We start from the raw sequence: 25,532 nt of genomic DNA on the forward strand, positions 1-25,532 counted from the left end.
ACCATGAAGATCGTCGCAGCCGACGTCGTCGTCACCAGCCCGACCCGCAACTTCGTCACCCTGAAGGTGACGACGGACGAGGGGGTGACCGGACTCGGTGACGCCACCCTCAACGGCCGGGAACTGTCCGTCGCCGCGTACCTGAAGGAGCACGTCGTCCCGCTGCTCCTGAACCGCGACCCCGCCAACATCGAGGACACCTGGCAGTTCCTCTACCGCTCCGGCTACTGGCGGCGCGGCCCCGTGACCATGGCCGCGATCGCCGCCGTGGACATGGCCCTGTGGGACATCAAGGGCAAGGTCGCCGGGATGCCCGTGTACCAGCTGCTCGGCGGTGCCTCCCGGCGCGGCCTGTCCACCTACGGGCACGCCTCCGGCCGGGACCTGCCCGAACTGTTCGACTCGATCCGGCACGAGAAGGAGCACGGGTTCACCGCGATCCGCGTGCAGACCTCCGTCCCGGGCATCAAGGCCCTCTACGGGGTGGCCGCGCAGACCCAGGCCTCCGGCGAACGGTACGACTACGAGCCCGCCCAGCGGACCGCGCTGCCGGTCGAGGAGGACTGGGACACCCGCGCCTACCTGCGGCACCTGCCCGGCGTGTTCGAGGCGGTGCGCAACGAGTTCGGTCCCGAACTGGCCCTGCTGCACGACGGGCATCACCGGATGACGCCGCTGCAGGCGGCGAAGCTGGGCAAGGACCTGGAACCGTACGACCTGTTCTGGCTGGAGGACTGCACCCCGGCGGAGAACCAGGACGCCCTGCGGCTGGTCCGCCAGCACACGACGACGCCGCTGGCGATCGGCGAGGTGTTCAACACCATCTACGACATCAAGGACCTGATCAGCGAGCAGCTGATCGACTACGTCCGGTGCGCGTCCACCCATTTCGGCGGCATCACCCCGCTGAAGAAGGTGATGGACTTCGCCGCGGTCTACCAGGTCAAGTCCGGCTTCCACGGCCCCACCGACGTCTCCCCGGTCGGCCTGGCCGCCCAGATGCACGTCGGGATGGCGATCCACAACTTCGGCTTGCAGGAGTACATGGAACACTCCCCGACGACGAACAGCGTGTTCGAGCAGTCGCTGACCTTCGTCGAGGGCCTGCTGCACCCGGGCGACGAACCGGGCCTGGGCGTCGAGTTGAACGAGGAGGAGGCCGCGAAGTACGCGTACCAGGCCGCCTACCTGCCCTACAACCGGCTCGCCGACGGAACGGTGCACGACTGGTGAGCGACGCCGACGCCGCCCCCATCGCTGAGGAACGGGCCGTCCCGCACGTCGTCGTGATGGGAGTATCCGGGTCCGGCAAGACCACCATCGGCGCGCTCATTGCCGACGAGTTGGGCGTCCCGTTCGTCGACGGTGACGGCCTGCACCCCATCGAGAATGTGCGCAAGATGGCCGCCGGCACCCCGCTGACCGACGAGGACCGCTGGCCTTGGCTGCAGACCGTCGGGGAGCGCCTGGCCACGTCCGGCGGTGGTCTGGTCATCGCCTGCTCGGCCCTGAGGCGCGTCTACCGGAACGCCATCCTCACCGAGGCGCCGGCCACGGTGTTCGTGCACCTGGCCGGCACCCTGGACGTGCTGCGCGAGCGGATGGAGGGGCGCAGCGGCCACTTCATGCCTCCCAGCCTGCTCGCGTCCCAACTGGAGACGCTGGAACCGCTGGCCGACGACGAGCCCGGCTTCGTGCTGGACATCGCCCGACCGGTGGACGAGCTGGTGCGGCAGGCCGTGGACGGCGTCCGCGCCCGGGTCTGAGAGGGGGTCAGTGTTCCAGCGTCGTCAGCTCCCGGCCGCGGGTCTCCGGCGCCCACACCGCCATCACCACGACGGCGACGACGACGAGCGCACCGGTGACGGCGAACGTCAGCGGCAGGCCCAGGACCGGCCACAGCAGCGACCCGAAGATCAACGGCACCAGGCCGGCGCCGACGCGTGACGCCGTCGACGCCCAGCCGAAGCCGGAGCCGCGCAGCTGGGTCGGGTACAGCTCGGAGACGTAGGTGTAGAGGACCGGGATGGCCACCTGGACGATGAAGCCGAAGAAGAGCAGCATCGCGTTGGCGGCCAGCGGTGCCTCGGCGTCCAGGAACAGGGCGAACACCACCAGGCTCAGCGCCGAGAGCGGGCCGGCGATCCCGAGTAGCCACTTCCGGCCGAGCCGCTCGACCAGGGCGGCCGCGACGAGCGCACCGACCAGGCCGATCGCCGTCATGCCCGCCGTGCGCAGGAACGCGCTGGACTCCGGGTAGCCGGCCTTGACCAGGATGGACGGCATCCAGGTCAGGGCGCCGTAATAGACGAGCAAGATGGTGACGAACAGGCTCCACGCCGTCAGGGTGACCTTCCAGTCGAACCGCCACAACAGCCCCACCTGCTTGGTGAGGGAACCGATCGCCAGCTTCGGCGCCTCCTCCGGGTCGGGTAGCCGCCAGGGGCCGACGGTCGCACCGGTGCGAGCGATCAGGCCGTCGATCACGGTGCGGGCCTCCTCCCTGCGACCCTTGCTCACCAGGAACAAAGGCGACTCGGGCACCCCGGTGCGCACCCAGAAGACGAGCAGCGCCGGGACGATCATCACCAACATCAGCGGGCGCCAGTCGGCGAAGGCGGCCACGAGCGCGGCGGAGACGACGCCGCACAGGGTGGCGCCGACCGGCCACCAGCCGTCCATGGCGGTCAGCACGCGGCCGCGGTGCTTCCGCGGCGTGAACTCGCCGACCAGGGCGTAGTCGACCGGGATGCAGCCGCCCAGGCCGAACCCGGCGATGAATCGGAACACGCAGAACCAGAGCAGATCGGGGGAGAGGGCCCCCAGCAGGGTGAAGACGGAGAAGATCAGCAGCGTCAGGGTGAACGCACGCTTGCGGCCCACCGCGTCGGCGATGCCGCCCCACGCGAACGCTCCGACGGCCATGCCGATCAGGTTGGCGGTGCCCACCCACGCCGCCTGGCCGGGACTGAGCTGCCAGTCCGCGGAGAGCAGCGGGATGAGGAAGCCGTTGAGGGTGACGTCCCAGGCGTCGAACATGAAGCCGAGGCCGCCGATGAGGAAGATCTTCCCCTGCACGCCCCAGCGCCAGGGCAGGTCCTGGACGACGGCATCGCCGGCGGGCAGCGGGGCATTCTGGATATGGGTAGGACTGGTCACGGTGGACCTCTTTCCTGGCGTGATTCCCGCGACGAGCGGGCGACCTCCGACCGGGATAGCATGCTGCGTCACCACGGGGCGCCGGAGATGGGAGCCACTGTAGCGCATTCGCGCGTGTCGTGGGTCACGCGCCGGGTAGCATCCGCTCATGACCGACGACGCGGGGGACGCGCCGTCCACCCTTCCGAGCCTTCCCGGCGAGCACCCGTCCCGCCGGTGCCTGAGCCGCCCGCGGCGGAACCGTCGGGCTCAGCCGTCGACGTGGTCGGCGAAGGCGGACAGGTCGTCGTCGGGCCGGACGACCAGCGCCTCGACCGCGGCCGACCGGGCCACCGCGCTGATCGCCTCCCGAGTGCCGCCGACCAGGGTGCTGTCGACGTCGATCGCGCTGCCGATGCGGGCGGTGGCGTGCATGGTCGTCCCGAGCGCTTCGGCCGCCCGCGCCCACGTCCACTGCTCCTCCGTGTACCTCGGCGCGTCGCGCAGTTCGTCGGGTCTCTCGGGCGGCACCGGCATCGCGGCGATCTGCTCCGGGTCGGTGGCCACCCACGACACCGGCACCGGGTGGAACACCCGCGCGTACATCGGGTAACCGGCGGGCACCGTCCCGGTCACCGTCGAGCCCCAGCGCGTTCGCTCGCCGATCCAGGCGCCGCGGGACACGTCGTCCGTCCACTCCATGCGGACAGCGTGCCACGCCTCGACCGCATCCACCCGGGGGCTGTCGTCACGGACGTGCCCGGGCCGGGCGGCGCCGCCTAAGCTGAGGGCGATCCCGCTCCCGACCGACCGGAGACCGCCCGTGAGCCTGCAGCAGTTCGACGTCGTCCCCCTCCGCCGCGCCCTGATCTCCGTCTACGACAAGACCGGGCTGCCCGAGCTGGCCGTCGGCCTGCACGCGGCGGGTGTGCGGATCGTCTCCACCGGGTCGACGGCGAAGGCCATCGCCGCCGCCGGGGTCCCGGTCACCGAGGTCGCCGACGTCACCGGCTTCCCCGAGACCCTCGACGGCCGGGTCAAGACCCTGCACCCCCGGGTACACGCCGGGATCCTCGCCGACCGGCGCCGACCCGAGCACGTCGCCCAGCTGCACGAGCTCGAGGTTGAGCCGTTCGACCTGGTGATCGTCAACCTCTACCCCTTCGTCGACACCGTCGCCTCCGGGGCGGCGGCGGACGAGATCGTCGAGCAGATCGACATCGGCGGTCCCTCAATGGTCCGCGCCGCCGCGAAGAACCACGCCAGCGTGGCCGTCGTCGTCGACCCGGCCAGCTACCCGGACGTGGTCCGGGCCGCGACGGCCGGCGGCTTCGACCTGGCCGCGCGCCGCCGGCTCGCCGCCCGCGCCTTCGCCCACACCGCCAGCTACGACAACGCCGTGGCCACCTGGACCGCCGGGCAGTTCCTCGACGAGGACGAGAACGGGACGATCAGCTGGCCGGCGTACGCGGGGCTGGCGCTGGAGCGTTCCGAGGTACTGCGCTACGGGGAGAACCCCCACCAGCAGGCCGCGCTCTACGCCGACAAGGCGGCTCCGGCGGGTATCGCCCAGGCGGACCAGCTGCACGGCAAGGCGATGAGCTACAACAACTTCGTCGACGCCGACGCCGCCCTGCGCGCCGCCTTCGACTTCGAGGAACCGGCCGTCGCCGTCATCAAGCACGCCAACCCGTGCGGCATCGCCGTCGGCGACCCCGCGGCCGAGGACCCCATCGCCGACGCCCACGCCAAGGCCCACGCCTGCGACCCGGTCTCCGCGTACGGCGGCGTGGTGGCCGCCAACCGGGTCGTCACCGCCGGCATGGCCGCCACCCTGAAGGACGTCTTCACCGAGGTCGTCATCGCCCCCGGGTTCGAGCCGGCGGCCCTGGAGATCCTGACCGCGAAGAAGAACATCCGCCTGCTCGCCCTGCCCGAGGGCTTCGGCCGCTACCCGGCCGAGATCCGGCAGGTCTCCGGCGGCGTGCTCGTCCAGATCACCGACCGGCTCGACGCCGACGGTGACGACCCCGTCACCTGGACGCTGGTCGCGGGGGAGCCGGCCGACGCGACCACCCTCGCCGACCTGTCCTTCGCGTGGCGCGCCTGCCGTGCGGCGAAGTCCAACGCCATCCTGCTGGCCCGCGACGGCGCCAGCATCGGGGTCGGCATGGGGCAGGTGAACCGTGTCGACTCGTGCCGGCTGGCCGTCGAGCGCGCCCGCGAGCTCGCCCCCGCCGGGCCCGACGGCGCGCGGGTCGACCGGGTGACCGGGTCCGTGGCCGCCTCGGACGCCTTCTTCCCGTTCGCCGACGGCCCCCAGATCCTGTTCGACGCCGGTGTGCGCGCGGTCGTCCAGTCCGGGGGCTCCATTCGCGACGACGAGGTGATCGCCGCGGCCGACGCCGCCGGGGTGACCATGTACGTCACCGGCGCCCGCCACTTCTTCCACTGACTCGCCGCATAGAGGTGCCGACCGCCGTCCACCAGCCACCGGGTAGCATCGAGAACGGCTGGGATCCCCAGCTCATCCACCGTCCACCGTCGCCAGGAGATACCTCTTCATGTCCACGATCATCTACACCCACACGGACGAGGCGCCGATGCTCGCCACGCACTCGTTCCTGCCGGTCATCGAGGCCTTCGCCTCCACGGTGGGGGTGGACGTGGAGACCCGCGACATCTCGTTGTCCGGCCGCATCATCGCCGCCTTCGGTGATCACCTGACCGAGGACCAGCGCACCCCGGATGCCCTGGCCGAACTCGGCGACCTGGCGAAGACGCCCGAGGCCAACATCATCAAGCTGCCCAACATCAGCGCGTCCGTGCCGCAGCTGAAGGCCGCGATCGCCGAGCTGCACAGCCAGGGCTACGCCGTGCCGGGCTACCCGGACGAGCCGGCCTCGGACGAGGAGCGGGAGATCCGCGCCCGGTACGACAGGATCAAGGGCTCCGCGGTCAACCCCGTGCTGCGTGAGGGCAACTCCGACCGGCGAGCACCGGCGTCGGTGAAGAACTACGCCCGGAAGAACCCGCACCGGATGGGCGCCTGGAGCGGTGAGTCGAAGACGAACGTCGCCACCATGGGCGAGAACGACTTCCGCTCCAACGAGCAGTCCGTCGTGATCGACGACACCGGCACCGTGTCCATCGTGTTCGTCGCCGCCGACGGCACCGAGCGGGTGCTCAAGGAGGTGCCCGTCCTGGCCGGTGAGGTCGTCGACGGCACCGTGATGCGCGCCGCCGCGCTGGATCGGTTCCTCGCCGCCCAGGTGCAGCGCGCCAAGGACGAGGGCGTGCTGTTCTCCGTGCACCTGAAGGCCACCATGATGAAGATCTCCGACCCCATCCTGTTCGGCCACACCGTGCGCGCCTACTTCGCCGAGCTGTTCGACACCTACGGCGAGGATCTGGCCGCCGCCGGCCTGAGCGCCAACCACGGCCTGGCCGCGATCCTGTCGGGCCTGGACGACCTGCCCGACGACGTCAGGGAGGGCGTCGAGGCGCTCATCGAGAAGGGCCTGGAGGAGGGCCCGCGGCTGGCCATGGTCGACTCCGACCGCGGCATCACCAACCTGCACGTGCCCTCCGACGTCATCGTCGACGCCTCCATGCCGGCCATGATCCGCACGTCCGGCCACATGTGGGGCCCCGACGGCGAGGAGGCCGACACCCTGGCCGTGCTGCCGGACAGCTCCTACTCCGGTGTCTACCAGACCGTCATCGAGGACTGCCGCGCGAACGGCGCCTTCGACCCGGTGACCATGGGCACCGTCCCCAACGTCGGCCTGATGGCCCAGGCCGCCGAGGAGTACGGCAGCCACGACAAGACGTTCGAGATCACCGAGCCCGGCACCGTCAAGGTCGTCGACGCGGCCGGCCGCGCCCTGATCGAACACGCCGTCGAGCCCGGCGACGTCTGGCGCGCCTGCCAGACGAAGGACGTGCCGATCCAGGACTGGGTCAAGCTGGCCGTCACCCGGGCCCGCGCCTCGGCGACGCCGGCCGTGTTCTGGCTGGACGAGACCCGCGCCCACGACGCCAACCTGATCGCCAAGGTGCGGCAGTACCTGACCGACCACGACACCGCGGGCCTGCAGATCGAGATCATGGCCCCGGTCGGGGCCACCGCCTTCACCCTGAAGCGGCTGCGGGCCGGCGAGGACACCATCTCGGTCACCGGCAACGTGCTGCGCGACTACCTGACCGACCTGTTCCCGATCCTCGAGCTCGGCACCAGCGCCAAGATGCTCTCGATCGTCCCGCTGATCAACGGCGGCGGGCTGTTCGAGACGGGCGCCGGCGGCTCCGCCCCGAAACACGTCCAGCAGCTGGTCAAGGAGAACCACCTGCGCTGGGACAGCCTCGGGGAGTTCCTCGCCCTGGCGGTCAGCTTCGAGCACCTCGCCACGACCACCGGCAACGCGCGGGCCCAGGTGCTCGCGGACACCCTGGATCGGGCCACCGGGACCTTCCTGCTGGAGAACAAGTCCCCGAGCCGGAAGGTGGGGGAGCTGGACAACCGGGGCAGCCACTACTACCTGGCCCGGTACTGGGCGCAGGAGTTGGCCGACCAGGACGACGACGCCGAGCTGGCCGCCGCGTTCGCGCCCACCGCGGCGGCACTGGCGGAGAACGAGCAGGCCATCACCGACGAGTTGCTCGCGGTGCAGGGCTCGCCCGTGGACCTGGGCGGCTACTACCGCCCGGACGAGGCGAAGGTGTTCACGGTGATGCGGCCCTCGACCACGCTGAACGGGATCCTCGACGCCCTCGTCCGACGGTGAGCGCGGCGGTACCGTTGAGGCCGTGACCACCTTCTCCCTCGTGCGGCACGGCCGCACCCCCTGGCAGGACGAGAACCGCTACGCCGGAGTCTCCGACGTCGCACTGACCGACCTCGGACACGGGCAGGCACGGGCGCTGGCGGCGTGGGCGACGGCCCGGCCCACGGAGGAGACGTTCGCCGGCGTCTGGTCCTCCACCCTGCGCCGGGCCATCGACACCGCCGCGCCGGCCGCGGAGGCGCTCGGGCTGAACCTGATCACCGACGCGCGTCTGGGGGAGGTGGACTTCGGGCAGGGCGAGGGGTTGACCCATGCCGAGATGGACGAGCGGTTCCCCGAGGAGAGCGCCGCCCACTTCGCGCACCCCGGCGTGATCCCGCTGCCGGGCGGCGAGCCGGGTGCGACGGCGATCGCCCGCGGCTCCGACGCGCTCCGCGAGATCGAGGCCCAGTACCCCGACGGCCACGTCCTCGTCGTCACCCACGGCACGCTGATCCGGCTGCTGCTGTGCGCGCTGCTGTGGATCGACATCGACCGGTACCGCACGGTCTTCCCCGAGGTCCGCAACGGCTCCGTCACCACGGTGCGGATCGAGGGCCACCGCGCCGAGCTGCTCGACTTCAACGTGGCGCCCCCGGCCGTGTGAACCCGCGGCCACCGGCGCTCACCGGTCGACGGCAGCGGGACGGGCCGTCGTTCGGTTCCCCGACGGCCCGCCCACGGTAGGAAGATCACCGAGCCTCGGTGACCTCGTCATCCCCGGTGTTCGCCGCCGGATCGTTCGGTTCGTCCGGGGAGTGGCCCGACGAGCCGCCGGAGCCGGGGGTGACCTCTCCCACGACGGTGTCGGCGTCGCCGGTCGTCACCTGGATCTTGCGGGGCCGCTCCCGCGGGCTGACCGGGATCAGCACCGACAGCACTCCGTGCTCGTAATGAGCGGTGATGTTCTCGACGTCGATGCCCTGGCCCAGGTTGAGCTGGCGCAGGAACGACTGGGACTGGCGCTCCTGTGCGATCCACTTGACGTCCTCCACCTTGGGCAGGCGGCGTTCGGCGCGGATGGTCAGCAACTGGCCGTCGACGTCGATGTCGACGCTGGCCGGGTCGATGCCGGGCAGGTCGGCACTGAGCACATAGCGGCTGCCTTCCCGGTACAGGTCCATGGGCATGCGGCTGGGGCTCTGCCGTCCCGGGAACAGCGTGGACGCGACACGATCCAGCTCCCGGAAGGGGTCGTAGTTCATGGGCATGGCGGGCTCCTTCCCTCTGCAGGCTACTCCTGAGTTGAGTCGACCTGACTCAACCAAGAGAAAAGGTAGTACTCGGTGACGCAGATCGCAAGAGAGCCGCCACGCAACAGCACGGAAATGTGACCTTCACCACCGCGAGACGAATTTGTGTGTAGTGTCAACCACACATATCGGGCGCAGCCACCGTTCGGAACGGCTGCCGATTCGTCGTGAGAGGCGGAATCACCATGGCGTCGAGGAAAACCTTGACCACACTGGCTGCGGGGACCATCGCCGCGTTGGCCCTGGCCGGCTGCGCCAATCCGGGTGCCGGGAGCGGGGGCGCTTCCGGGGGGGCCAGCCAGGCGGGAGGCGGCAGCGGACGGGTCAACCTGCCGGCCATCAGCTCGATCGACACGCCGCAGGGCGCGGTGCTGCCCAAGGGCAACGGCAAAGCCACCTGTAACCCGTCCACGACCTTGGCGTACGTGGGCGCGCAGACCGGTCCGAACGCCCAGCTGGGCGTGAACATCTACAACGGCGTGCAGCTGGCCATCAACGAGCACAACGCCGCGAACCCGAACTGCCAGGTGCAGTTCAAGAAGTTCGACACCGAGGGCGACCCGAACAAGGCCACCGGCCCGGTCACGCAGGCCGTCAGCGAGAACAACATCGTCGGCGTCGTCGGGCTGCCCTTCTCCGGTGAGTCGAAGGCGACCGGCAACATCTTCGAGCAGAAGGGCCTGGTGCACATCACGCCGGCGGCCACCAACCCGGGCCTGACCCAGAACGGCTGGAAGACCTTCTTCCGAGGCCTCGGCAACGACGCCGTGCAGGGTCCCGCCGCGGCCAGCTTCCTGACCGGGAAGCTGCAGGCCAAGAAGGTCTACGTGGTCCAGGACGACTCGGACTACGGCATCGGCCTCGGCGACGCCACCACCAAGGCGCTCGGTGACGCCGTCGTCGGCACCGACAAGGTGACCACCGGGCAGAAGGACTTCTCCGCGGTGATCTCCAAGATCATCAACGCGAAGCCCGACGCGGTCTTCTACTCCGGCTACTACGCGGAGGGGGCGCCGTTCCAGCAGCAACTGGTCGGCAAGGGCTACACCGGGGTGTTCCTCGGCCCGGACGGCCTGAAGGACGACCAGTTCATCAAGCTGGCCGGCGACGCGTCCGACGGCGCGTACTTCACCTGCCCGTGCATCCCCGGCGAGCTGATCCCGTCCTTCGCGGACGCCTACAAGAAGGTGTCCAACGGGGCCGCACCGGGTACGTACTCCATCGAGGGGTACGACGCGACCACGGTGCTGCTGGCCGGTATCGACGCGGGCAAGACCACTCGGCCGGCGCTGCTGGACTGGGTGAAGAGCTACGACAAGCCCGGTCTGTCCAAGACCTACAAGTGGGACTCCACCGGTGAGCTGGCCAAGCCGGACGTCTACGGCTACAAGGTCGAGGGCGGCAAGATCGTCCCCGTCGGCAAGATCGGCTGAGCCGCGTGGCCGCGGTGCCGCGGGTCAGCGCCGGGCGCTGACCCGCGGCACCGCTGCGCGCGGACCGCCGCTCCGCTGCCCGTTCCCGTCCTCCCAAAGGATGTCCATGCTCGCAACCCTGACCGCCGTGCCCATGGCCAGTGACTGGATCAGTTTCGACGTCGACACGCTGGTGGCCAACTTCTGGCCCGCGACGTTCGACGGCCTCACCTTCGGCGCCATCTACGCCCTCGTGGCCCTCGGCTACACGCTGGTCTACGGCGTGCTGAACCTGATCAACTTCGCCCACTCCGAGGTGTTCATCGTCGGGTGCTACGCCATCGTGTTCACCTTGACCCTGGGCTTCGGCTTCGGCCCGTCCATCCCCCAACTGGGGTTCTGGGCTATTCTGATCAACCTGGTCATCGCCATGCTGGTCGCCATGGTCGCGTCGGCGGTGACCGCTTTCCTGCTCGAACGCATCGCCTACCGGCCGCTGCGCAGACGCAACGCCCCCCGGCTGGTGTTCCTCATCACCGCCATCGGCATGTCCTTCGTGATCCAGTACATCTTCTTCATCTGGCGGGGTCCGTCCGCCGAACCCGCGGTGATCATGTTCCGGCCCACCCCGGTGTTCGACGTGTTCGGCACCATCATCGACAGCCAGCAGATCGTCATCATCGTGGCCGCGGTGGTCATGATGGTCGTGGTCGACCAGTTCATCTCCCGGTCCAAGACCGGACGCGGGATCCGGGCCGTCGCCCAGAGCCCGGACACGGCGACGTTGATGGGCGTGAACAAGGAACGGATCATCGTCACCACGTTCATCATCGGTGGTGTGCTGGCGGGAGCCGCGGCCCTGTTCTACGTCATGAAGGTCCCGTCGGGCGTGCAGTACAACGGCGGTTTCATCCTCGGCATCAAGGCGTTCGCCGCCGCTGTCCTCGGCGGGATCGGCAACGTCCGCGGGGCGCTCGTCGGCGGCCTGCTGCTGGGTCTGATCGGCAACTACGGACAGTTGCTGCTCGGTGACTCGCAGTGGACCGACGTCGTCGCCTTCGTCGTCCTCGTCCTCGTCCTGCTGGTCCGGCCCTCCGGGATCCTCGGACAGACGCTGGGAAGGAGCAAGGCATGAGCATGGCCAACAAGACGCCGATGCCCTCGGCCGAGGGCGCCAAGGACGCCGTCGACCGGGAGGCCGCCAGCCGGCGCGAGGCCTTCGGTGCGCTGCGCCGCCGGTGGGGCACGCTGTCCCGGCAGCAGCAGTGGGCGTGGATGCTTCTCGTGCTCGTCGCGGCGTACGCGCTGCCCCTGCTGAACCCGCCGCTGATCTCCACCGAGCCGGGTACGAACTTCGCCCTCGCCTGCGCTGAGATGGCGCGGTATGCCCTGGTGGCGGTCGGCCTGAACATCGTCGTCGGCTACGCCGGCCTGCTGGATCTGGGATACGTGGCGTTCTTCGCCGTCGGCGCCTACGTGGCGTCGATGCTCACCAGCCCGGACTCGCCGTACCTGAAGATCCCCTACCTGTGGACGCTGCCGGTCGCGATCGCGGTGACCATGTGCTTCGGCGTGATCCTCGGCGTGCCGACCCTGCGGTTGCGCGGCGACTACCTCGCCATCGTCACCCTCGGGTTCGGAGAGATCATCCGGATCCTCGCCACCATCATCCCCGCAGCCAAGGGTCAGGTCGGCTTCCAGAACGTCGGGGCGCCGCCCGGCACCCAGCCGGACGGCACGCCGGTGTTCTCGAACTCCAACGGGGTGCCCTGGTACTGGCTGATCCTCACCGTGTTGATCCTGGTCATGATCCTGGCCGGCAACCTCGAGCGGTCGCGGGTGGGGCGCGCGTGGGTCGCCATCCGGGAGGACGAGGACGCCGCCGAGGCGATGGGCGTGCCCACCTTCAAGTACAAGGTGTACTCGTTCGCGCTCGGCGCCGGTGTCGGCGGCCTCTCGGGGTCGTTGTTCGCCGGCCAGATCGGGTTCGTCAACAACCAGCGGTTCGACGTGCAGACGTCCATCCTGTTCCTCGCCGCCGTCGTCATCGGGGGGACCGGCAACAAGGTCGGTGCCGTGATCGGCGGGGCCCTGGTGGCCTACCTGCCTCTCCGGTTCACCGAGATCGCGAACTACAAGTTCTTCATCTTCGGGGTGCTGCTCGTCGTGATCATGATCTTCCGCTCCCAGGGGCTGCTCGGCGCCCGTCAGCACCTGCTGACCTACGCCCGACAGGCGTACGGGAAGATCGCCGGCGCAGCCCGTCGGGGCGGTGCCCTGCCGCCCCGACGCAGCGAGACCGGCGTGATCCCCGCAGTGGGAACGAACACCGGCCGGAACGCCGGCGCGAAGGGAGACCAGGCATGAGTCACGCAGCCGGCGGCGACACACCGCCCCAGCCCGAGCCGGGTGACGGTGGCGTCCCTGCCGCCACTGGCGAGCCCCCCATCACGGGTTCCCCGGACCGGCAGGAGGCGGTCAGGGCGCTGCGGGCCAATCCCGCCGTGGACACCGGTGTGCTCCGGGGCGCGGACGTGGACCCGCAGCTGGCCGAGGCCATCGTCCCGGAGCGGGACTTCGGGGCTCGGATCGGGGAGACCATCGTCGAGCTGCGGAACCTGACCATGACGTTCGGTGGCCTCACCGCGATCGATGACGTCTCGTTCGAGATCAGACGCGGCGAGATCCTGGGGCTGATCGGGCCCAACGGCGCCGGCAAGACGACGTGCTTCAACGCGATGACCGGGGTCTACAAGCCCAGCGGCGGAGACGTGCTGCTCGAGGGCAAGCGGCTCAACGGCATGGCGCAGCACAAGATCACCCGCGCCGGGATCGCCCGCACGTTCCAGAACATCCGCCTGTTCGGGGAGATGACGGCGCTGGAGAACGTCGTCGTCGGACTGGACGCCCGGCACCGGACCAGCGTCTTCGGGGCGCTGACCCGGTTGCCGCGGCACTTCCGGGAGGAGAAGAGCGCGATCGAGCACGGCATGGCGCTGCTCGACTTCGTGGGCATCGCGGACCAGGCGGGCCGGCTGTCACGGCACCTGCCGTACGGCTACCAGCGGCGCCTGGAGATCGCCCGCGCACTGGCGACCGAGCCGAAGCTGCTCTGCCTGGACGAACCCGCCGCCGGGTTCAACCCGGCGGAGAAGGAAGAGCTGATGGAGCTGATCCGGGTGATCGCCGCCGGCGGTTACACGGTGCTGCTCATCGAGCACGACATGAAGCTGGTCACCGGGGTGACCGACCGCATCGTCGTGCTCGAGTTCGGCAAGAAGATCGCCGACGGGACGCCGGCCGAGGTCACCTCGGACCCCCGCGTCATCTCGGCCTACCTCGGGGAGCCCGACGATGACGTTGCTTGAACTCAAGGACGTCAGCGTCCAGTACGGCCGGATCCGGGCGGTCCGCAACCTGTCCTTCGCCGTCGAGGAGGGAGAGGTGGTGTCCCTGATCGGCGCGAACGGCGCCGGTAAGACGACGACGATGAAGACCATCTCGGGTCTGCTCGATCCCTCCGGCGGGTCCATCCACTTCGACGGTGACGACATCACGCGGACGAAGGCGCACCTGCGGGTGGTCCGGGGCATCTCCCAGTCACCCGAGGGCCGCGGGGTGTTCCCCGGCATGACGGTGATCGAGAACCTGGAGATGGGCGCGTACGCGCGCAAGGACCGGGCCGGCATCGCCGCCGAGCTGGAGCGCGTGTTCGACCTGTTCCCGCGGCTGAAGGAGCGCCGCCGCCAGGTCGGCGGCACCATGAGCGGCGGCGAACAGCAGATGCTCGCCATCGGCCGCGCCCTGATGTCCCGGCCCCGGCTGCTGCTGCTCGACGAGCCGTCGATGGGCCTGGCCCCGCAGTTCATCCGGCAGATCTTCCGCATCATCACGGAGATCAACGAGCAGGGCACCACCGTGCTGCTGGTGGAGCAGAACGCTAACCAGGCGCTGTCCCGCTCGCACCGGGCCTACGTGCTGGAGACCGGGGAGATCACCCGCACCGGCACCGGCAAGGAGTTGCTCGCTGACTCCGCCATCAAGGAGGCCTACCTGGGCACCGCCTGACCCGGCGGGGTCAGGCGTCGTCGGCGGGGTAGCGGACGCCGAGTTGGGCCCGGATGCCGTCGTACAGCTCCATGCTGGCGACGGAGTCCGCCAGCGGCATGGTCGGCGACTCCGTCAGGCCCTGCTGGATGCAGCGAGTGACCTCGCGCAACTGCCAGACGTAGCCGCGGCCGACCGTCTCGAACCGTTCGACGACGGGCTCGTCCCGGCCCTGTCGCATCCGCCGGTCGGCCACGGTGATCTCGGTGATGTGCGTGACGGAGGGCCCGGCCTGCAGCCAGCCCTCGGTGCCGCCGACGGTCAGCGTGCGCGGGCCGAAGGAGGTCAGCGCATTGGTCAACTGGGCGTGGACGCCGTCCGGGTAGCGCAGGGTGACCGCCTCCTGCGCGTCGACGCCCTGGTCGGTCAACGCGCCGCTGGCCGTCACGGCGTCGGGCCGGCCGAGGATGCTCAGGGGCCACAGGGTGGTGTAGGGGCCGAGGTCGAGCAGCGCGCCGCCGGCCAGCTCCCGGTTCCACAACCGGTGACCCGGGGGCTGCTCGGCCGCGAAGGCCAGGTCCGCGCTCAGCCAGCGCACCTGCCCGATCGTCCCGTCGGCGATCAGGTCCCACACCCGGTTGGCCCCGGGCTGGAAGCGGGTCCACACCGCTTCCATCAGGAACACGCCGCTGGCGCGGGCCACATCGGTCAGCCGGCGGGCCTGCGCGGCGGTCACGGTGAACGCCTTCTCGCACAGGACGTGCTTGCCGGCCGCCAGCAGCAGCTCCGCGTCCGCGGCGTGCTCGCTGTGCGGAGAGCCGATGTAGGCGACGTCGACGTCGGGGTCCGCGGCCATCCGCTCCAGACCGGACAGGTCGTCGACGGCGCCGTAGCCGCGGGCGATCCCGTGCTCGGCGGCGAACGTGTCGGCCGAGGCCTGCGCCCGGCTGGAGACCGCGTGCAGCACGGCGTCCTCCAGCAGGGCAAGCTCGCGGGCCATGGTGCCGGCGATCGACCCGGTCGAGACGATGCCCCAGCGCAGGGGCTCACCGGTGGCCTGCGTCGGGCTGGGCGTCCCGGGGGCGAGGGAGGGTGGGGCGGGGAAGCGTCGGCTCATGTTCCCATCATGCCGTGCGGCCGGCCGGTGCCGGTCGAGTGCCGGCGCGCTGCGCCAGCGGGCACTCGAACACCGAGCCGAGTCCGTGGCCGACGGCGTTGAGGTAGCGGATCACGATGGCCCAGGAGGCGGGGAGGGTGGTGGCCGTGTAGGGGATGTCGTGGTCGCGGCAGTGGCGGCACGATCCGTGCCGCTCGCCTGAGCATCGGTCGAGGCATGGTCGGGAACAGATGGTGCTCGACCTGATGGTTGAGGCCCCCCATCAGCACGTCCATGAACCTCCCGCCGGTGATGTTCCGGGAGGACAGCACCTGCCGGGTGAGGAAGTCCGCCGTCGACGTCGCCGGGAAGATCGTCATGCCCTTGTGGTTCGGCGCGAATGTCATCCCCATGTACACGCCGAACACCGCCTGCTGCACCCCGACGAACGCGGTCGCGTGGCCGAGCGGCAGCAGCCAGAACGCCAGGACCGGCACGGCCAGCACCCGGGTGGCCAGGATCGCGATCTCGGTGCCCCGGCGGTGCACCTCACCGCGCCGGAACAGGTACCGGAAGGAGTCGATCTGCAGGGCGATGCCCAGGAACGGCAGCACGGGGAACAGCAGGAACCCCTGGTGCCGGGTGATGAAGCGGAGCCGGCGCGGTCGTTCCGCGGCCGCCGCGTCGTGGAAGACCATCGTCCCGGAACCGATGTCCGGGTCCTTGTCGATCACGTTGGGATTGACGTGGTGCCGGGTGTGCTTCTGCTGCCACATCGCGTAGCTGATCCCGGTGAAGCCGTTGCCGAGGATGCGGGCCGACCACTCGTTGGCGGTCCAGGAGGCGAACACCTGGCTGTGGGCGGCCTCGTGGGCCAGGAACGCGAACTGGGTCATCAGGATCCCGATCACGGCCGCGATGAGGAGCTGGAACCAGCTGGCGCCGAGCATCGCGAAACCGGTCCAGGCGCCCGCCCAGGCGAGGACGAGGATCACGAACACGGTGAGGTAGTAACCGGGGCGGCGGTCCAGCAGGTGCGCCGCGCGGATCTCCGTCTGCAGGGCCAGATAGCTGTTGACCACCCGATTCGGACGCGCCGTCCGCTCGGTCGGATCGCTGGTCGTGGACATGGTCGCTCCGAACCGTCACGGTCCGTGCTCACAGGCTGCTTCTGCTCCCGGCATCGGTTCCGCTGCCGAGTCTACGCATGGCGGTCGCAGCGGAACAGGGCCGGAGCGGAACAGGGCCGGAGCGGAACAGGGCCGGGCGACGGAGGGCCCCGCCGGCACGGCGTGATGCCGTGCCGGCGGGCCCTGTCGGTGGTGCGATGTCGCTGGGGCTACGGACCGCAGCCGATCAGCGACGGGTGGTCACTGGGTCAGCTTGGACAGCGTCGGATCGTTGGCGTACGCCTCCTTGGCGTTGGCCTTGGTGACGATCTGCGGCGGCAGCAGGAAGGCCGGGACAACCTTGACGCCGTTGTTGTACGACTTGTCGTCGTTGATCTCCGGCTTCTGGCCCTGCTGGATGCTGTTGACCATGGAGATGGTCTGCTTGACCAGGTTGCGCGTGTCCTTGTTGATGGTGGAGTACTGCACGCCCGCCATGATCGACTTGACCGACTCGACCTCGGAGTCCTGGCCGGTGACGACCGGGTTCGGCTTGCCGGCACCCTTGACCGAGGTCAGGATCGCGCGGGCGAGCGTGTCGTTCGGGGAGAGGACCCCGTCCAGGGTGGTGGAGCCGTAGTTCGCCGACAGCAGCGTGTCCATCCGCTTCTGCGCGTTCTCCGGCTTCCAGCCCTGGGTCACGGCCTGCTCGAAGGACTTCTGCCCGGACACGATCTTCAGGGTGCCGTCATCGAGCTTCGGCTGCAGCACCGACATGGCGCCGTCGAAGAACACCTTGGCGTTGGCGTCGTCGGGGGAACCGGCGAAGATCTCGATGTTGTACGGGCCGTTCGGCTTTTTGGCCTTCATCCCGTCCAGCAGGGCCTGCCCCTGCAGCTGGCCGACCTTGAAGTTGTCGTACGCGACGTAGTAGTCCACCGCGTCGGTGTTCTCCAGCAGGCGGTCGTAGGCGATGACCGTGGCGCCGGCGTCCTTCGCCGCCTTGATCTGGGTGCCGAGCTGCTTGCCGTCGATGGCGCCGACGACGATGACCTTGGCGCCCTTGGTGACCATGGACTGGATCTGGTTCTGCTGCTCGGACACGCCGCCGTTGGCGAACTGTACGTCGGCCTTGTAGCCGGCGGCCTTGAGGTCGGTGTTGAACAGGTTCTCGGCGAGCACCCAGTTCTCCGAGGTCTTCTGCGGCAGGGCGACGCCGATCAGGGAGTCCTTCGCGAACCCGCCGGAGCCGCCGGAGGCAGCGCCGCTGGCGGCGGCGGAGCCCGAATCGCTGCGGCCGCAACCGGTCAGCGCGAGGGTGGCGATGGCTGCCGCGGCGGCCATCGTCTTGACAACATTGCGCATGGCTTTCTCTTTCTGTTGTGTCCGCAGTGGACGGTTTCCGGCCTCAGGCGTCAGCGCCGACGACCTGGGTGGTTTCGGTGGTCTCCCGCTTAGCGCCGGCCCCCCCGAAGTTCTTCATCAGCAGCCCGGTGATGGACCGCTTGCCCTGTGACTTGTTGTAGACGTCGAAGGCGACCGCGACCAGCAGCACGAGGCCCTTGATGATCTGCTTCCAGTCCGAGCCGACGCCGAGCAGGTCCAACCCGTTGTTCAGCACCGCCATCACCAGGCCACCGATGACGGAGCCGACGACGGTGCCGACACCGCCCGAGACGGCCGCGCCGCCGATGAACACGGCTGCGATCGCGTCCAGCTCCCAGCCGGTGCCGTCGAACGGGCCCGAGGCGCCGGACCGGGCGACGAACATCATGCCGGCCACGGCCGCCAGCACGGACATGTTCATCATGACCAGGAAGTTGACCTGCTTGGACTTCACCCCGGACAGCTCGGCGGCGTGCCGGTTGCCGCCGACGGCGTACACGTGCCGGCCGATGATGGTGCGATTAGACAGGAACCCGTAGATCAGCACCAGCACGCCGAGGATGACACCGGAGACGGGGAACGAGGTGCCGGGCCGGCCGGTGGCGAACAGGTACGTGGCGTAGAGGATGGCCGCGCAGATCAGCGCCAGCCGCACGACGGCGACCCACAGCGGCTCCAGGTCCGCGCCGATCCCACGTTGGTTGCGGCGGCTGCGCACGGCTCCGACGATCAGCAGCACCACGAGCACGACGCCGATCAGCAGGGTCAGGTTGTTGTAACCGGTGGTCGGCCCCACCTCGGGCAGGTACCCCGCCCCGAGGAACTGGAACTGGTTGGACACCGGGATGGTGTTGGACTTGCCGACCCACTGGTTGCCGCCGCGGAAGATGAGCATGCCGGCCAGGGTGGTGATGAAGGCGGGGATCCCGACGTAGGCGACCCAGAATCCCTGCCAGGCCCCGATCAGCACGCCCACCGCCAATCCGATCAGCACGCCCACCAGCGCACCACCGAAGCCGGTGAGTTGCCAGTCGCTCATCGCCTTGGCGACCACGATGCCGGCGAACGCGGCGACGGAGCCGACGGACAGGTCGATGTGGCCGGCGATGATCACCAGCACCATGCCGACGGCCAGGACCAGGATGTAGGCGTTGCCGTTGAACAGGTTGATCACGTTCTCCGGCGTGAGCACGAGGCCGCCGGTCGCGATCTGGAAGTAGAGCAGCAGCGCCACGAGGGCGAAGACCATGCCGAACTGGCGCAGGTCGCCGCCGAAGATGTCCTTGAGGTGTTTCATCGGTGTCCTTGATGGGAAACGGTCGGTGGGGCGGGCGGGCGGTCGGCCGTCAGGAGGCCATGGCGGCACGGTTGGACGTCATGAGCCGCATCAGTGACTCCTGGCTGGCGTCGCGGCGGTCGAGCACACCGGTGATGGCGCCCTCGAAGATCGTGTAGACCCGGTCGGAGAGCCCGAGCAGCTCGGGCAGTTCGGAGGAGACGACGATGACGCCCTTGCCGGCGTCGGCGAGGGCCTGGATGATGCCGTAGATCTCGTACTTGGCGCCGACGTCGATACCGCGGGTCGGCTCGTCGAGGATCAGCAGCTCCGGGTCGGTGAACAGCCACTTGGCGAGCACCACCTTCTGCTGGTTGCCGCCGGAGAGTTTGGCGACGCCCTCGTTGACGGTCGGCGCCTTGGTGCGCAACGACCGCCGGTACTCCTCGGCCGCGTTGAACTCGGCGTTGCGGTCCACCACGGAGAGCCTGGCGATCTTCTGCAGCTCCGCCGAGACGGTGGTCGTCTTGATGTCGTCGAGCAGGTTCAGGCCGAGCACCTTCCGGTCCTCGGTCACGTACCCGATGCCGGCGTCGATCGCCTGGTGCACACTCTTGAGCGTGATCGGCTTGCCGTTCATGATGATCTGGCCGCGCTGGTAGGTGCCGTAGGACCGGCCGAAGATCGAGCGCATCAGCTCGGTGCGGCCGGCACCCATCAGGCCGGCGAAGCCGACGATCTCACCGCGGCGGACGAAGAAGTTCGAGCCCTTCGCGACGAGCCGTTCGGGTACGGTCGGGTGCGCGACCGTCCAGTCCCGGACCTCGAAGAAGGTGGGGCCGATGTCCGGCGTGTGCTCGGGGAACCGGGACTCGAGCGACCGGCCGACCATGCCCTTGATGATCCGGTCCTCGTCCACGCCGCCGGCGCCGACGTCGAGCGTCTCGACCGTCCGCCCGTCCCGGATGATGGTGATGGAGTCGGCGATCTGCTCGATCTCGTTGAGCTTGTGGGAGATGATGATCGACGTGATCCCGCGGGCCTGCAGGCCGCGGATCAGGTCGAGCAGGTGCCCCGAGTCCTCCTCGTTCAGCGCCGCCGTCGGCTCGTCGAGGATGAGCAGCTTGACGTCCTTGTTCAGCGCCTTGGCGATCTCGACGAGCTGCTGCTTGCCCACGCCGATGTTCTTGATCGGCGTCTCGGGGTCCTCCTTGAGGCCGACCCGGGCGAGCAGTTCGATGGCGCGCTTGTTGGTGGCGACCCAGTCGATCCGGCCGCCGCGGGTGATCTCGTTGCCGAGGAAGATGTTCTCCGCGATGGACAACTCGGGGATGAGGGCCAGTTCCTGGTGGATGATGACGATGCCCGCGGCCTCGGAGGAACGGATGTCCTTGAACCGGACCTCCTCGCCCTGGTAGACGATCGTGCCCTCGTAGGTGCCGTGCGGATACAGCCCCGACAACACCTTCATCAGCGTGGACTTGCCGGCGCCGTTCTCGCCGCAGATGGCGTGCACCTCGCCCGCGGTGACGTCCATGGAGACGTCGGCGAGCGCTTTGACCCCCGGGAACTCCTTGGTGATGTGCCGCATCTGCAGGATGGTGTGGTTCTCGGACATGCCCGGCCTAACCCTCGAATGACCTCGTTGTCGAACGGCTGCGCCCGTCCCCTGGTGTGCAGCTGGTTCGGCACGAGTTAACTGCATCACGCCTCTGTCGTCAAGTAATGAACGCATACCGGCGAGTAATGCGCCAGTGGCTGAATGTATGGACGATGCCGGACGGGACCCGGGTCAGGCCGGGACGGCGGCCTGCTGGAAGGCGAGGGTGCAGGCGCCGAGGGCCTCGGCGCGGTCGCCGAGGGAGGCCATGACCAGGTCCGTCGTCGCGCTGACGGCGGGGATGGCGTGCCGGTGCATGCCCTGCCGCACGGGATCGAGCAGGATGTGGCCGAGCGTGGCCAGCGGGCCGCCGATGATGATCAGTTCCGGGTTGAGAATGTTGGCCGTCGACGCCAGGGCGCGGCCCAGCGCCTGGCCGGCGTCGGCGACCACGCGGCGAGCGGCCGGATCGCCGGCCGTCGCCGCCTCGACCAGGTCCGCCGTCGTGAGCGGCCGGTCGGCGCGGCGCGTTCGGGCGAGCAGGTCGAGCATGTACGACGTCGACGCCACCGTCTCCAGGCAGCCGCGGCTGCCGCACCGGCAGATCTGCCCCTGCTCGGCGACCGTCGTGTGGCCCAGTTCCCCGGTGAGCCCGACGTTGCCGTAGTACAGCTCACCGCGCAGGATCAGCCCCATGCCGATGCCGGAACCGACCTTGACGAACGCGAGGTCGTGGGCGTGCACGTGCGGGCCCCAGGTGACCTCGGCCAGTGCGCCGAGATTCGCGTCGTTGTCCAGGTGCACGGGCGTGCGCAGGGTGGTGCGCAGCCGGTCGAGGATGTTGATGCCGACCCACTCGGGCAGGATCGCGCCGTAGACGATCTCTCCGGTCCGGCGGTCGACCGGGCCGGGCACGCCGACGCCGCAGCCGAGCAGGTCCTCGCGCCGGCGTCCCGTCTCGTCCAGCGTGCGCTGGAGCAGGCGGTCCGCCTCGTCGATCACCTCGGTCGCGTCCAGACCCGGCGGGACGTCCTGGAACCGTTCGGCCAGGATGGTGTGACCCGGCGTGGCGAGGATGATCCGGATGTGCCGCCGGCCGAAGTCGATGCCCGCCGCGAAGCTGCCGTCCTCGTCGAGGCTGACCAGGGTGGCCTTGCGCCCGGAGCTGGTGGTCGGGGTGGTGGTGACGAGCGAGGCCGCGGCCATCCGGCGGACGATGTTGGAGATCGTGGCCGTCGACAGGCCGGTGCGCCGCGCCAGTTCGGCCTGGGTGGCGGGGCCGGAACCGGCGAGGACGTCCCGGATGCGCTGCTGGTTGAAGTCCCGCAGTGCCCGCTGCGAGCCCGTGTTCCGTGAGCCGGCTCCGGCCGTTGTCGGAAACGGTGCGGCCGGGAGGAGGGTGCCGTCGATGCCGGCCGGGCGGGCAGGGCGGACGTCGTCATCGACTGGCATACCGGACAGCGTGCCCCACCGCGACGGTTGTCGTCAAGAAGTTAATGCAAAAGCAGTGAACTCAACCGGAGAGGCCCGCATGCCGCCGGGACAGCTGCCGGTAGTGCGCGGCGTTGGCGCGTACCTCCTCGCGCTCGGCGTCGGTCAGCTCCCGGCGAACCTTGGCCGGCACGCCGGCGACCAGCGATCCGGGCGGCACCGCGGTGCCCTCGAGCACCACCGCCCCGGCGGCCACGAGGGAGCCGGCGCCGATCACCGCACCGTTGAGGACGGTGGCGCTCATGCCGATCAGGCAGTCGTCCTCGACCGTGCAGCCGTGCACGACCGCGTTGTGGCCGACGCTGACGCCGCTGCCGATGGTGGCGGGGAAGTCCGGGTCGGCGTGCACGACGACGTTGTCCTGCAGGTTGCTGCCCGCGCCGACGGAGATCCGGGCGGTGTCACCGCGCACCACGGCACCGTAGAAGACGCCGCAGTCGGGGCCGATGCGCACGTCGCCGACCACGGTCGCGTTCGCCGCCACGAAGGCGCTGGAGTCGATGTCGGGGGTGTGCTCGTCGTGCTTGAGGATGGTCGCCATGGCCCGATCCTAGCCAGCGCGCCGCAGCCGGGGCAGGCGGGTCAGCGGAAGACGATGGTGCGGTGCCCGTCGAGCAGCACCCGGTGCTCGGCGTGCCAGGCGACGGCCTGCCGCAGGGTCCGGGTCTCGACGTCCCGCCCCATCGCCGCCAGGTGCGCGGCGGAGTGGTTGTGCTCGACCCGCACCACGTCCTGTTCGATGATGGGCCCCTCGTCCAGGTCGGCTGTCACGTAGTGCGCGGTCGCGCCGATCAGCTTCACGCCGCGCTGGTGCGCCTGCGCGTAGGGCCTCGCCCCCCTGAAGGAGGGCAGGAACGAGTGGTGGATGTTGATGGCCCGGCCGGCCAGCTCCGTGCACAGCCGGTCGGAGAGGATCTGCATGTACCGGGCGAGCACCACGAGGTCGACTTCGTGCTCGACGATCAGTGCCCGCAGCCGGTCCTCGGCGGCGTCCTTCGCGTTCGCGGTGACGGGCACGTGCACGAAGTCGACGCCGTAGAAGCCGGCCAGCGGTGCGAGGTCGGTGTGGTTGGAGACGATCACGGGGATCTGGATCGGCAGCAGCCCGGCCCGCTGGCGGAACAGCAGGTCGTTGAGGCAGTGCGCCTCCTTCGACACCATGATCAGCGTGCGGGTGGGGGCACCGGTGGGGAAGACCCGCAGGTCCATGCCGTATCGCTCGGCCACCGGCGCCAGCTCGTCCTGCAGAGCGGCGAGCCCGGCACCCACCTGCGCGTCGACCCGCATGAAGAACCGGCCCGTGACCTCGCTGCCGTACTGCGCCGACTCGACGATGTTGCCGTCGGCCGCGGCCAGGGCGCCGCTGACCGCGTGGACGATGCCGGGGCGGTCCGGGCAGGACAAGGTCACGGTGACGTTCGTGGTGTCGGCGGGCACGCTCCCGAGGATATCGGGCCGGAGCGGCGGCGCCCCGCGGGGTGTCGGTCCGTGGTGTCGGTACAGTGAACGACGGCGGACGTGTGCCCCGTCCGCCCCGTCCGCCCCCGCAGGAGAGCACCGTGAGCAACAGCACCGCCACCGCCCTGAACAACCAGCCCCTGGCCGAGGTCGACCCCGAGATCGCCCAGGTCCTCGCCGACGAGCTCGGCCGGCAGCGCGGCACGCTGGAGATGATCGCCTCCGAGAACTTCGTCCCGCGCGCCGTGCTCCAGGCGCAGGGCTCGGTGCTGACCAACAAGTACGCCGAGGGTTACCCGGGGCGGCGTTACTACGGCGGCTGCGAGTACGTCGACGTCGCCGAGGACCTCGCCCGGGACCGGGCGAAGGCGCTGTTCGGCGCCGAGCACGCCAACGTCCAGCCGCACGCCGGTGCCCAGGCCAACGCCGCCGCCCTCGCCGCGATGATCCGGCCCGGCGACAAGCTGCTCGGACTCACGCTCGCGCACGGTGGTCACCTGACCCACGGCATGAAGCTGAACTTCTCCGGCAAGCTGTACGAGGCCGCCGCCTACGGCGTCGACCCCGACACGTACCGGATCGACATGGATCACGTGCGGGAGCAGGCGCTCGCCGAGCGGCCGCACGTGATCATCGCCGGCTGGTCCGCCTACCCGCGGCAACTGGACTTCGCGGCGTTCCGGTCCATCGCCGACGAGGTGGGCGCCCTGCTGTGGACGGACATGGCGCACTTCGCGGGCCTGGTCGCGGCCGGCCTGCACCCGAACCCGGTGCCGCACTCCGACGTCGTGACCTCCACGGTGCACAAGACGCTCGGTGGTCCCCGCTCCGGGCTGATCCTCTCGAAGGCCGACTACGCGAAGAAGATCGACTCCGCCGTCTTCCCCGGCCAGCAGGGCGGCCCGCTGATGCACGCCGTCGCGGCGAAGGCCGTCGCGTTCAAGCTCGCGGCGGGGGAGGAGTTCGCTGAGCGGCAGCGCCGCACCGTGGCCGGTGCGCAGATCCTCGCCGAGCGGCTCTCCGCCGCCGACGTCACCGAGCACGGCGTCTCGGTGCTGACCGGCGGCACCGACGTCCACCTCGTGCTCGTCTCGCTGAAGGACTCCGCACTGGACGGCAAGCAGGCCGAGGACCTGCTGCACCGGGCCGGCATCACCGTCAACCGCAACGCCATCCCGTTCGACCCGCGCCCGCCGATGGTCACCTCGGGCCTGCGGATCGGCACCCCGGCGCTGGCCACCCGCGGCTTCGGCGACGCCGAGTTCACCGAGGTGGCCGACGTCATCGCCGAGGCGCTCAAGCCCGGAGCCGACGTCGACGCGCTGCGCACCCGGGTCGGCAGGCTCGCCGAGGACTTCCCGCTGTACAAGGGCCTCGAACAGTGGTGAGCACCGGCTCGCTTCACTGATCCGCTGAGTTCGCCGGTTCCTCCCGGACGGT

General features: G+C 69.8%; 22 protein-coding genes. 11 read left to right on the forward strand and 11 right to left on the reverse strand.

Annotated elements, in window-relative coordinates:
- The first annotated feature begins 3 nt into the window (after positions 1-3).
- Together manD and BKD30_RS13865 are read left to right on the forward strand one after the other, a co-directional pair.
- Positions 4-1,233: a D-mannonate dehydratase ManD gene (gene manD, locus BKD30_RS13860; RefSeq protein WP_076705518.1), complete on the forward strand. Its 1,230-nt coding sequence runs from the start codon at positions 4-6 to the stop codon at positions 1,231-1,233.
- Entirely contained in the window at positions 1,230-1,766 is a 537-nt protein-coding gene (locus tag BKD30_RS13865) for a gluconokinase (RefSeq protein WP_235861709.1), read from the forward strand. Before manD ends, BKD30_RS13865 begins: the two co-directional genes overlap by 4 nt.
- A 7-nt stretch (positions 1,767-1,773) precedes the next feature.
- Here BKD30_RS13865 and BKD30_RS13870 read toward each other — a convergent pair whose 3' ends face one another.
- On the reverse strand, positions 1,774-3,159 hold the full coding sequence (locus tag BKD30_RS13870) for an MFS transporter (RefSeq protein WP_235861711.1): 1,386 nt from the start codon (positions 3,157-3,159) through the stop codon (positions 1,774-1,776).
- A gap of 249 nt (positions 3,160-3,408) precedes the next feature.
- A complete protein-coding gene (locus BKD30_RS13875) occupies positions 3,409-3,840 on the reverse strand; it encodes a hypothetical protein (RefSeq protein WP_083956537.1) in 432 nt (143 codons plus the stop codon).
- Between the two features lie 121 nt (positions 3,841-3,961).
- Here BKD30_RS13875 and purH point away from each other — a divergent pair, with 121 nt between their 5' ends.
- The 3 genes from purH (at position 3,962) to BKD30_RS13890 (ending at position 8,571) form a co-directional block, all read left to right on the forward strand.
- Complete coding sequence (purH, locus tag BKD30_RS13880; protein WP_076705524.1) at positions 3,962-5,593, forward strand: bifunctional phosphoribosylaminoimidazolecarboxamide formyltransferase/IMP cyclohydrolase; 1,632 nt, start codon at positions 3,962-3,964, stop codon at positions 5,591-5,593.
- Between the two features lie 109 nt (positions 5,594-5,702).
- Positions 5,703-7,925: an NADP-dependent isocitrate dehydrogenase gene (locus BKD30_RS13885; protein WP_076705526.1), complete on the forward strand. Its 2,223-nt coding sequence runs from the start codon at positions 5,703-5,705 to the stop codon at positions 7,923-7,925.
- A 22-nt stretch (positions 7,926-7,947) separates the two neighbouring features.
- A complete protein-coding gene (locus BKD30_RS13890; RefSeq protein WP_076705527.1) occupies positions 7,948-8,571 on the forward strand; it encodes a histidine phosphatase family protein in 624 nt (207 codons plus the stop codon).
- Between the two features lie 85 nt (positions 8,572-8,656).
- On the opposite strand, the gene BKD30_RS13895 is transcribed toward BKD30_RS13890, so the two are convergent.
- Positions 8,657-9,175: an Hsp20/alpha crystallin family protein gene (locus BKD30_RS13895; protein ID WP_083956541.1), complete on the reverse strand. Its 519-nt coding sequence runs from the start codon at positions 9,173-9,175 to the stop codon at positions 8,657-8,659.
- Positions 9,176-9,420: 245 nt separating this feature from the next.
- Between BKD30_RS13895 and BKD30_RS13900 the strand changes: the two genes are divergently transcribed.
- The 5 genes from BKD30_RS13900 to BKD30_RS13920 all read left to right on the forward strand — a co-directional run bounded on the left by BKD30_RS13900 (position 9,421) and on the right by BKD30_RS13920 (position 14,697).
- Positions 9,421-10,650 (forward strand): branched-chain amino acid ABC transporter substrate-binding protein, encoded by a 1,230-nt coding sequence (locus tag BKD30_RS13900; protein ID WP_235861713.1) that lies wholly within the window; start codon positions 9,421-9,423, stop codon positions 10,648-10,650.
- Positions 10,651-10,756: 106 nt separating this feature from the next.
- Positions 10,757-11,764 (forward strand): branched-chain amino acid ABC transporter permease, encoded by a 1,008-nt coding sequence (locus BKD30_RS13905; RefSeq protein ID WP_076705529.1) that lies wholly within the window; start codon positions 10,757-10,759, stop codon positions 11,762-11,764.
- The gene (locus BKD30_RS13910) at positions 11,761-12,996 is read left to right on the forward strand and encodes a branched-chain amino acid ABC transporter permease (protein ID WP_076705530.1); all 1,236 of its coding nucleotides are present in this window, start codon (positions 11,761-11,763) and stop codon (positions 12,994-12,996) included. Before BKD30_RS13905 ends, BKD30_RS13910 begins: the two co-directional genes overlap by 4 nt.
- A complete protein-coding gene (locus BKD30_RS13915) occupies positions 12,993-13,997 on the forward strand; it encodes an ABC transporter ATP-binding protein (protein WP_083956542.1) in 1,005 nt (334 codons plus the stop codon). The genes BKD30_RS13910 and BKD30_RS13915 overlap by 4 nt, the downstream gene beginning before the upstream one ends.
- On the forward strand, positions 13,984-14,697 hold the full coding sequence (locus BKD30_RS13920; RefSeq protein WP_076705531.1) for an ABC transporter ATP-binding protein: 714 nt from the start codon (positions 13,984-13,986) through the stop codon (positions 14,695-14,697). Before BKD30_RS13915 ends, BKD30_RS13920 begins: the two co-directional genes overlap by 14 nt.
- Before the next feature lie 10 nt (positions 14,698-14,707).
- Here the strand turns inward: BKD30_RS13920 and BKD30_RS13925 are convergent, their stop codons facing one another.
- From BKD30_RS13925 to purU, 8 genes are all read right to left on the reverse strand, one after another.
- Complete coding sequence (locus BKD30_RS13925; protein ID WP_076705532.1) at positions 14,708-15,793, reverse strand: Gfo/Idh/MocA family protein; 1,086 nt, start codon at positions 15,791-15,793, stop codon at positions 14,708-14,710.
- Positions 15,790-16,902, reverse strand: coding sequence for a fatty acid desaturase family protein (locus tag BKD30_RS13930; protein WP_328586918.1), 1,113 nt, complete (start codon positions 16,900-16,902; stop codon positions 15,790-15,792). The genes BKD30_RS13925 and BKD30_RS13930 overlap by 4 nt, the downstream gene beginning before the upstream one ends.
- A gap of 240 nt (positions 16,903-17,142) precedes the next feature.
- Positions 17,143-18,246 (reverse strand): substrate-binding domain-containing protein, encoded by a 1,104-nt coding sequence (locus BKD30_RS13935; RefSeq protein WP_076705534.1) that lies wholly within the window; start codon positions 18,244-18,246, stop codon positions 17,143-17,145.
- Positions 18,247-18,289: 43 nt separating this feature from the next.
- Positions 18,290-19,564, reverse strand: coding sequence for a multiple monosaccharide ABC transporter permease (gene mmsB, locus BKD30_RS13940; RefSeq protein WP_076705536.1), 1,275 nt, complete (start codon positions 19,562-19,564; stop codon positions 18,290-18,292).
- Positions 19,565-19,613: 49 nt separating this feature from the next.
- A complete protein-coding gene (gene mmsA / locus BKD30_RS13945) occupies positions 19,614-21,161 on the reverse strand; it encodes a multiple monosaccharide ABC transporter ATP-binding protein (RefSeq protein ID WP_076705538.1) in 1,548 nt (515 codons plus the stop codon).
- A gap of 174 nt (positions 21,162-21,335) precedes the next feature.
- The gene (locus tag BKD30_RS13950; protein ID WP_083956544.1) at positions 21,336-22,595 is read right to left on the reverse strand and encodes an ROK family transcriptional regulator; all 1,260 of its coding nucleotides are present in this window, start codon (positions 22,593-22,595) and stop codon (positions 21,336-21,338) included.
- A gap of 61 nt (positions 22,596-22,656) precedes the next feature.
- The gene (locus BKD30_RS13955; protein WP_076705539.1) at positions 22,657-23,175 is read right to left on the reverse strand and encodes a gamma carbonic anhydrase family protein; all 519 of its coding nucleotides are present in this window, start codon (positions 23,173-23,175) and stop codon (positions 22,657-22,659) included.
- 41 nt (positions 23,176-23,216) lie between these two features.
- Positions 23,217-24,071 carry a formyltetrahydrofolate deformylase gene (purU, locus tag BKD30_RS13960; protein ID WP_076705540.1) on the reverse strand — a complete coding sequence of 285 codons (855 nt, stop codon included), beginning with the start codon at positions 24,069-24,071 and terminating at the stop codon, positions 23,217-23,219.
- Positions 24,072-24,193: 122 nt separating this feature from the next.
- Here purU and glyA point away from each other — a divergent pair, with 122 nt between their 5' ends.
- On the forward strand, positions 24,194-25,480 hold the full coding sequence (glyA, locus tag BKD30_RS13965) for a serine hydroxymethyltransferase (RefSeq protein ID WP_083956546.1): 1,287 nt from the start codon (positions 24,194-24,196) through the stop codon (positions 25,478-25,480).
- Positions 25,481-25,532: the final 52 nt, after the last annotated feature.

This window comes from Tersicoccus phoenicis (genome assembly GCF_001968835.1).
Classification (GTDB): domain Bacteria; phylum Actinomycetota; class Actinomycetes; order Actinomycetales; family Micrococcaceae; genus Tersicoccus; species Tersicoccus phoenicis.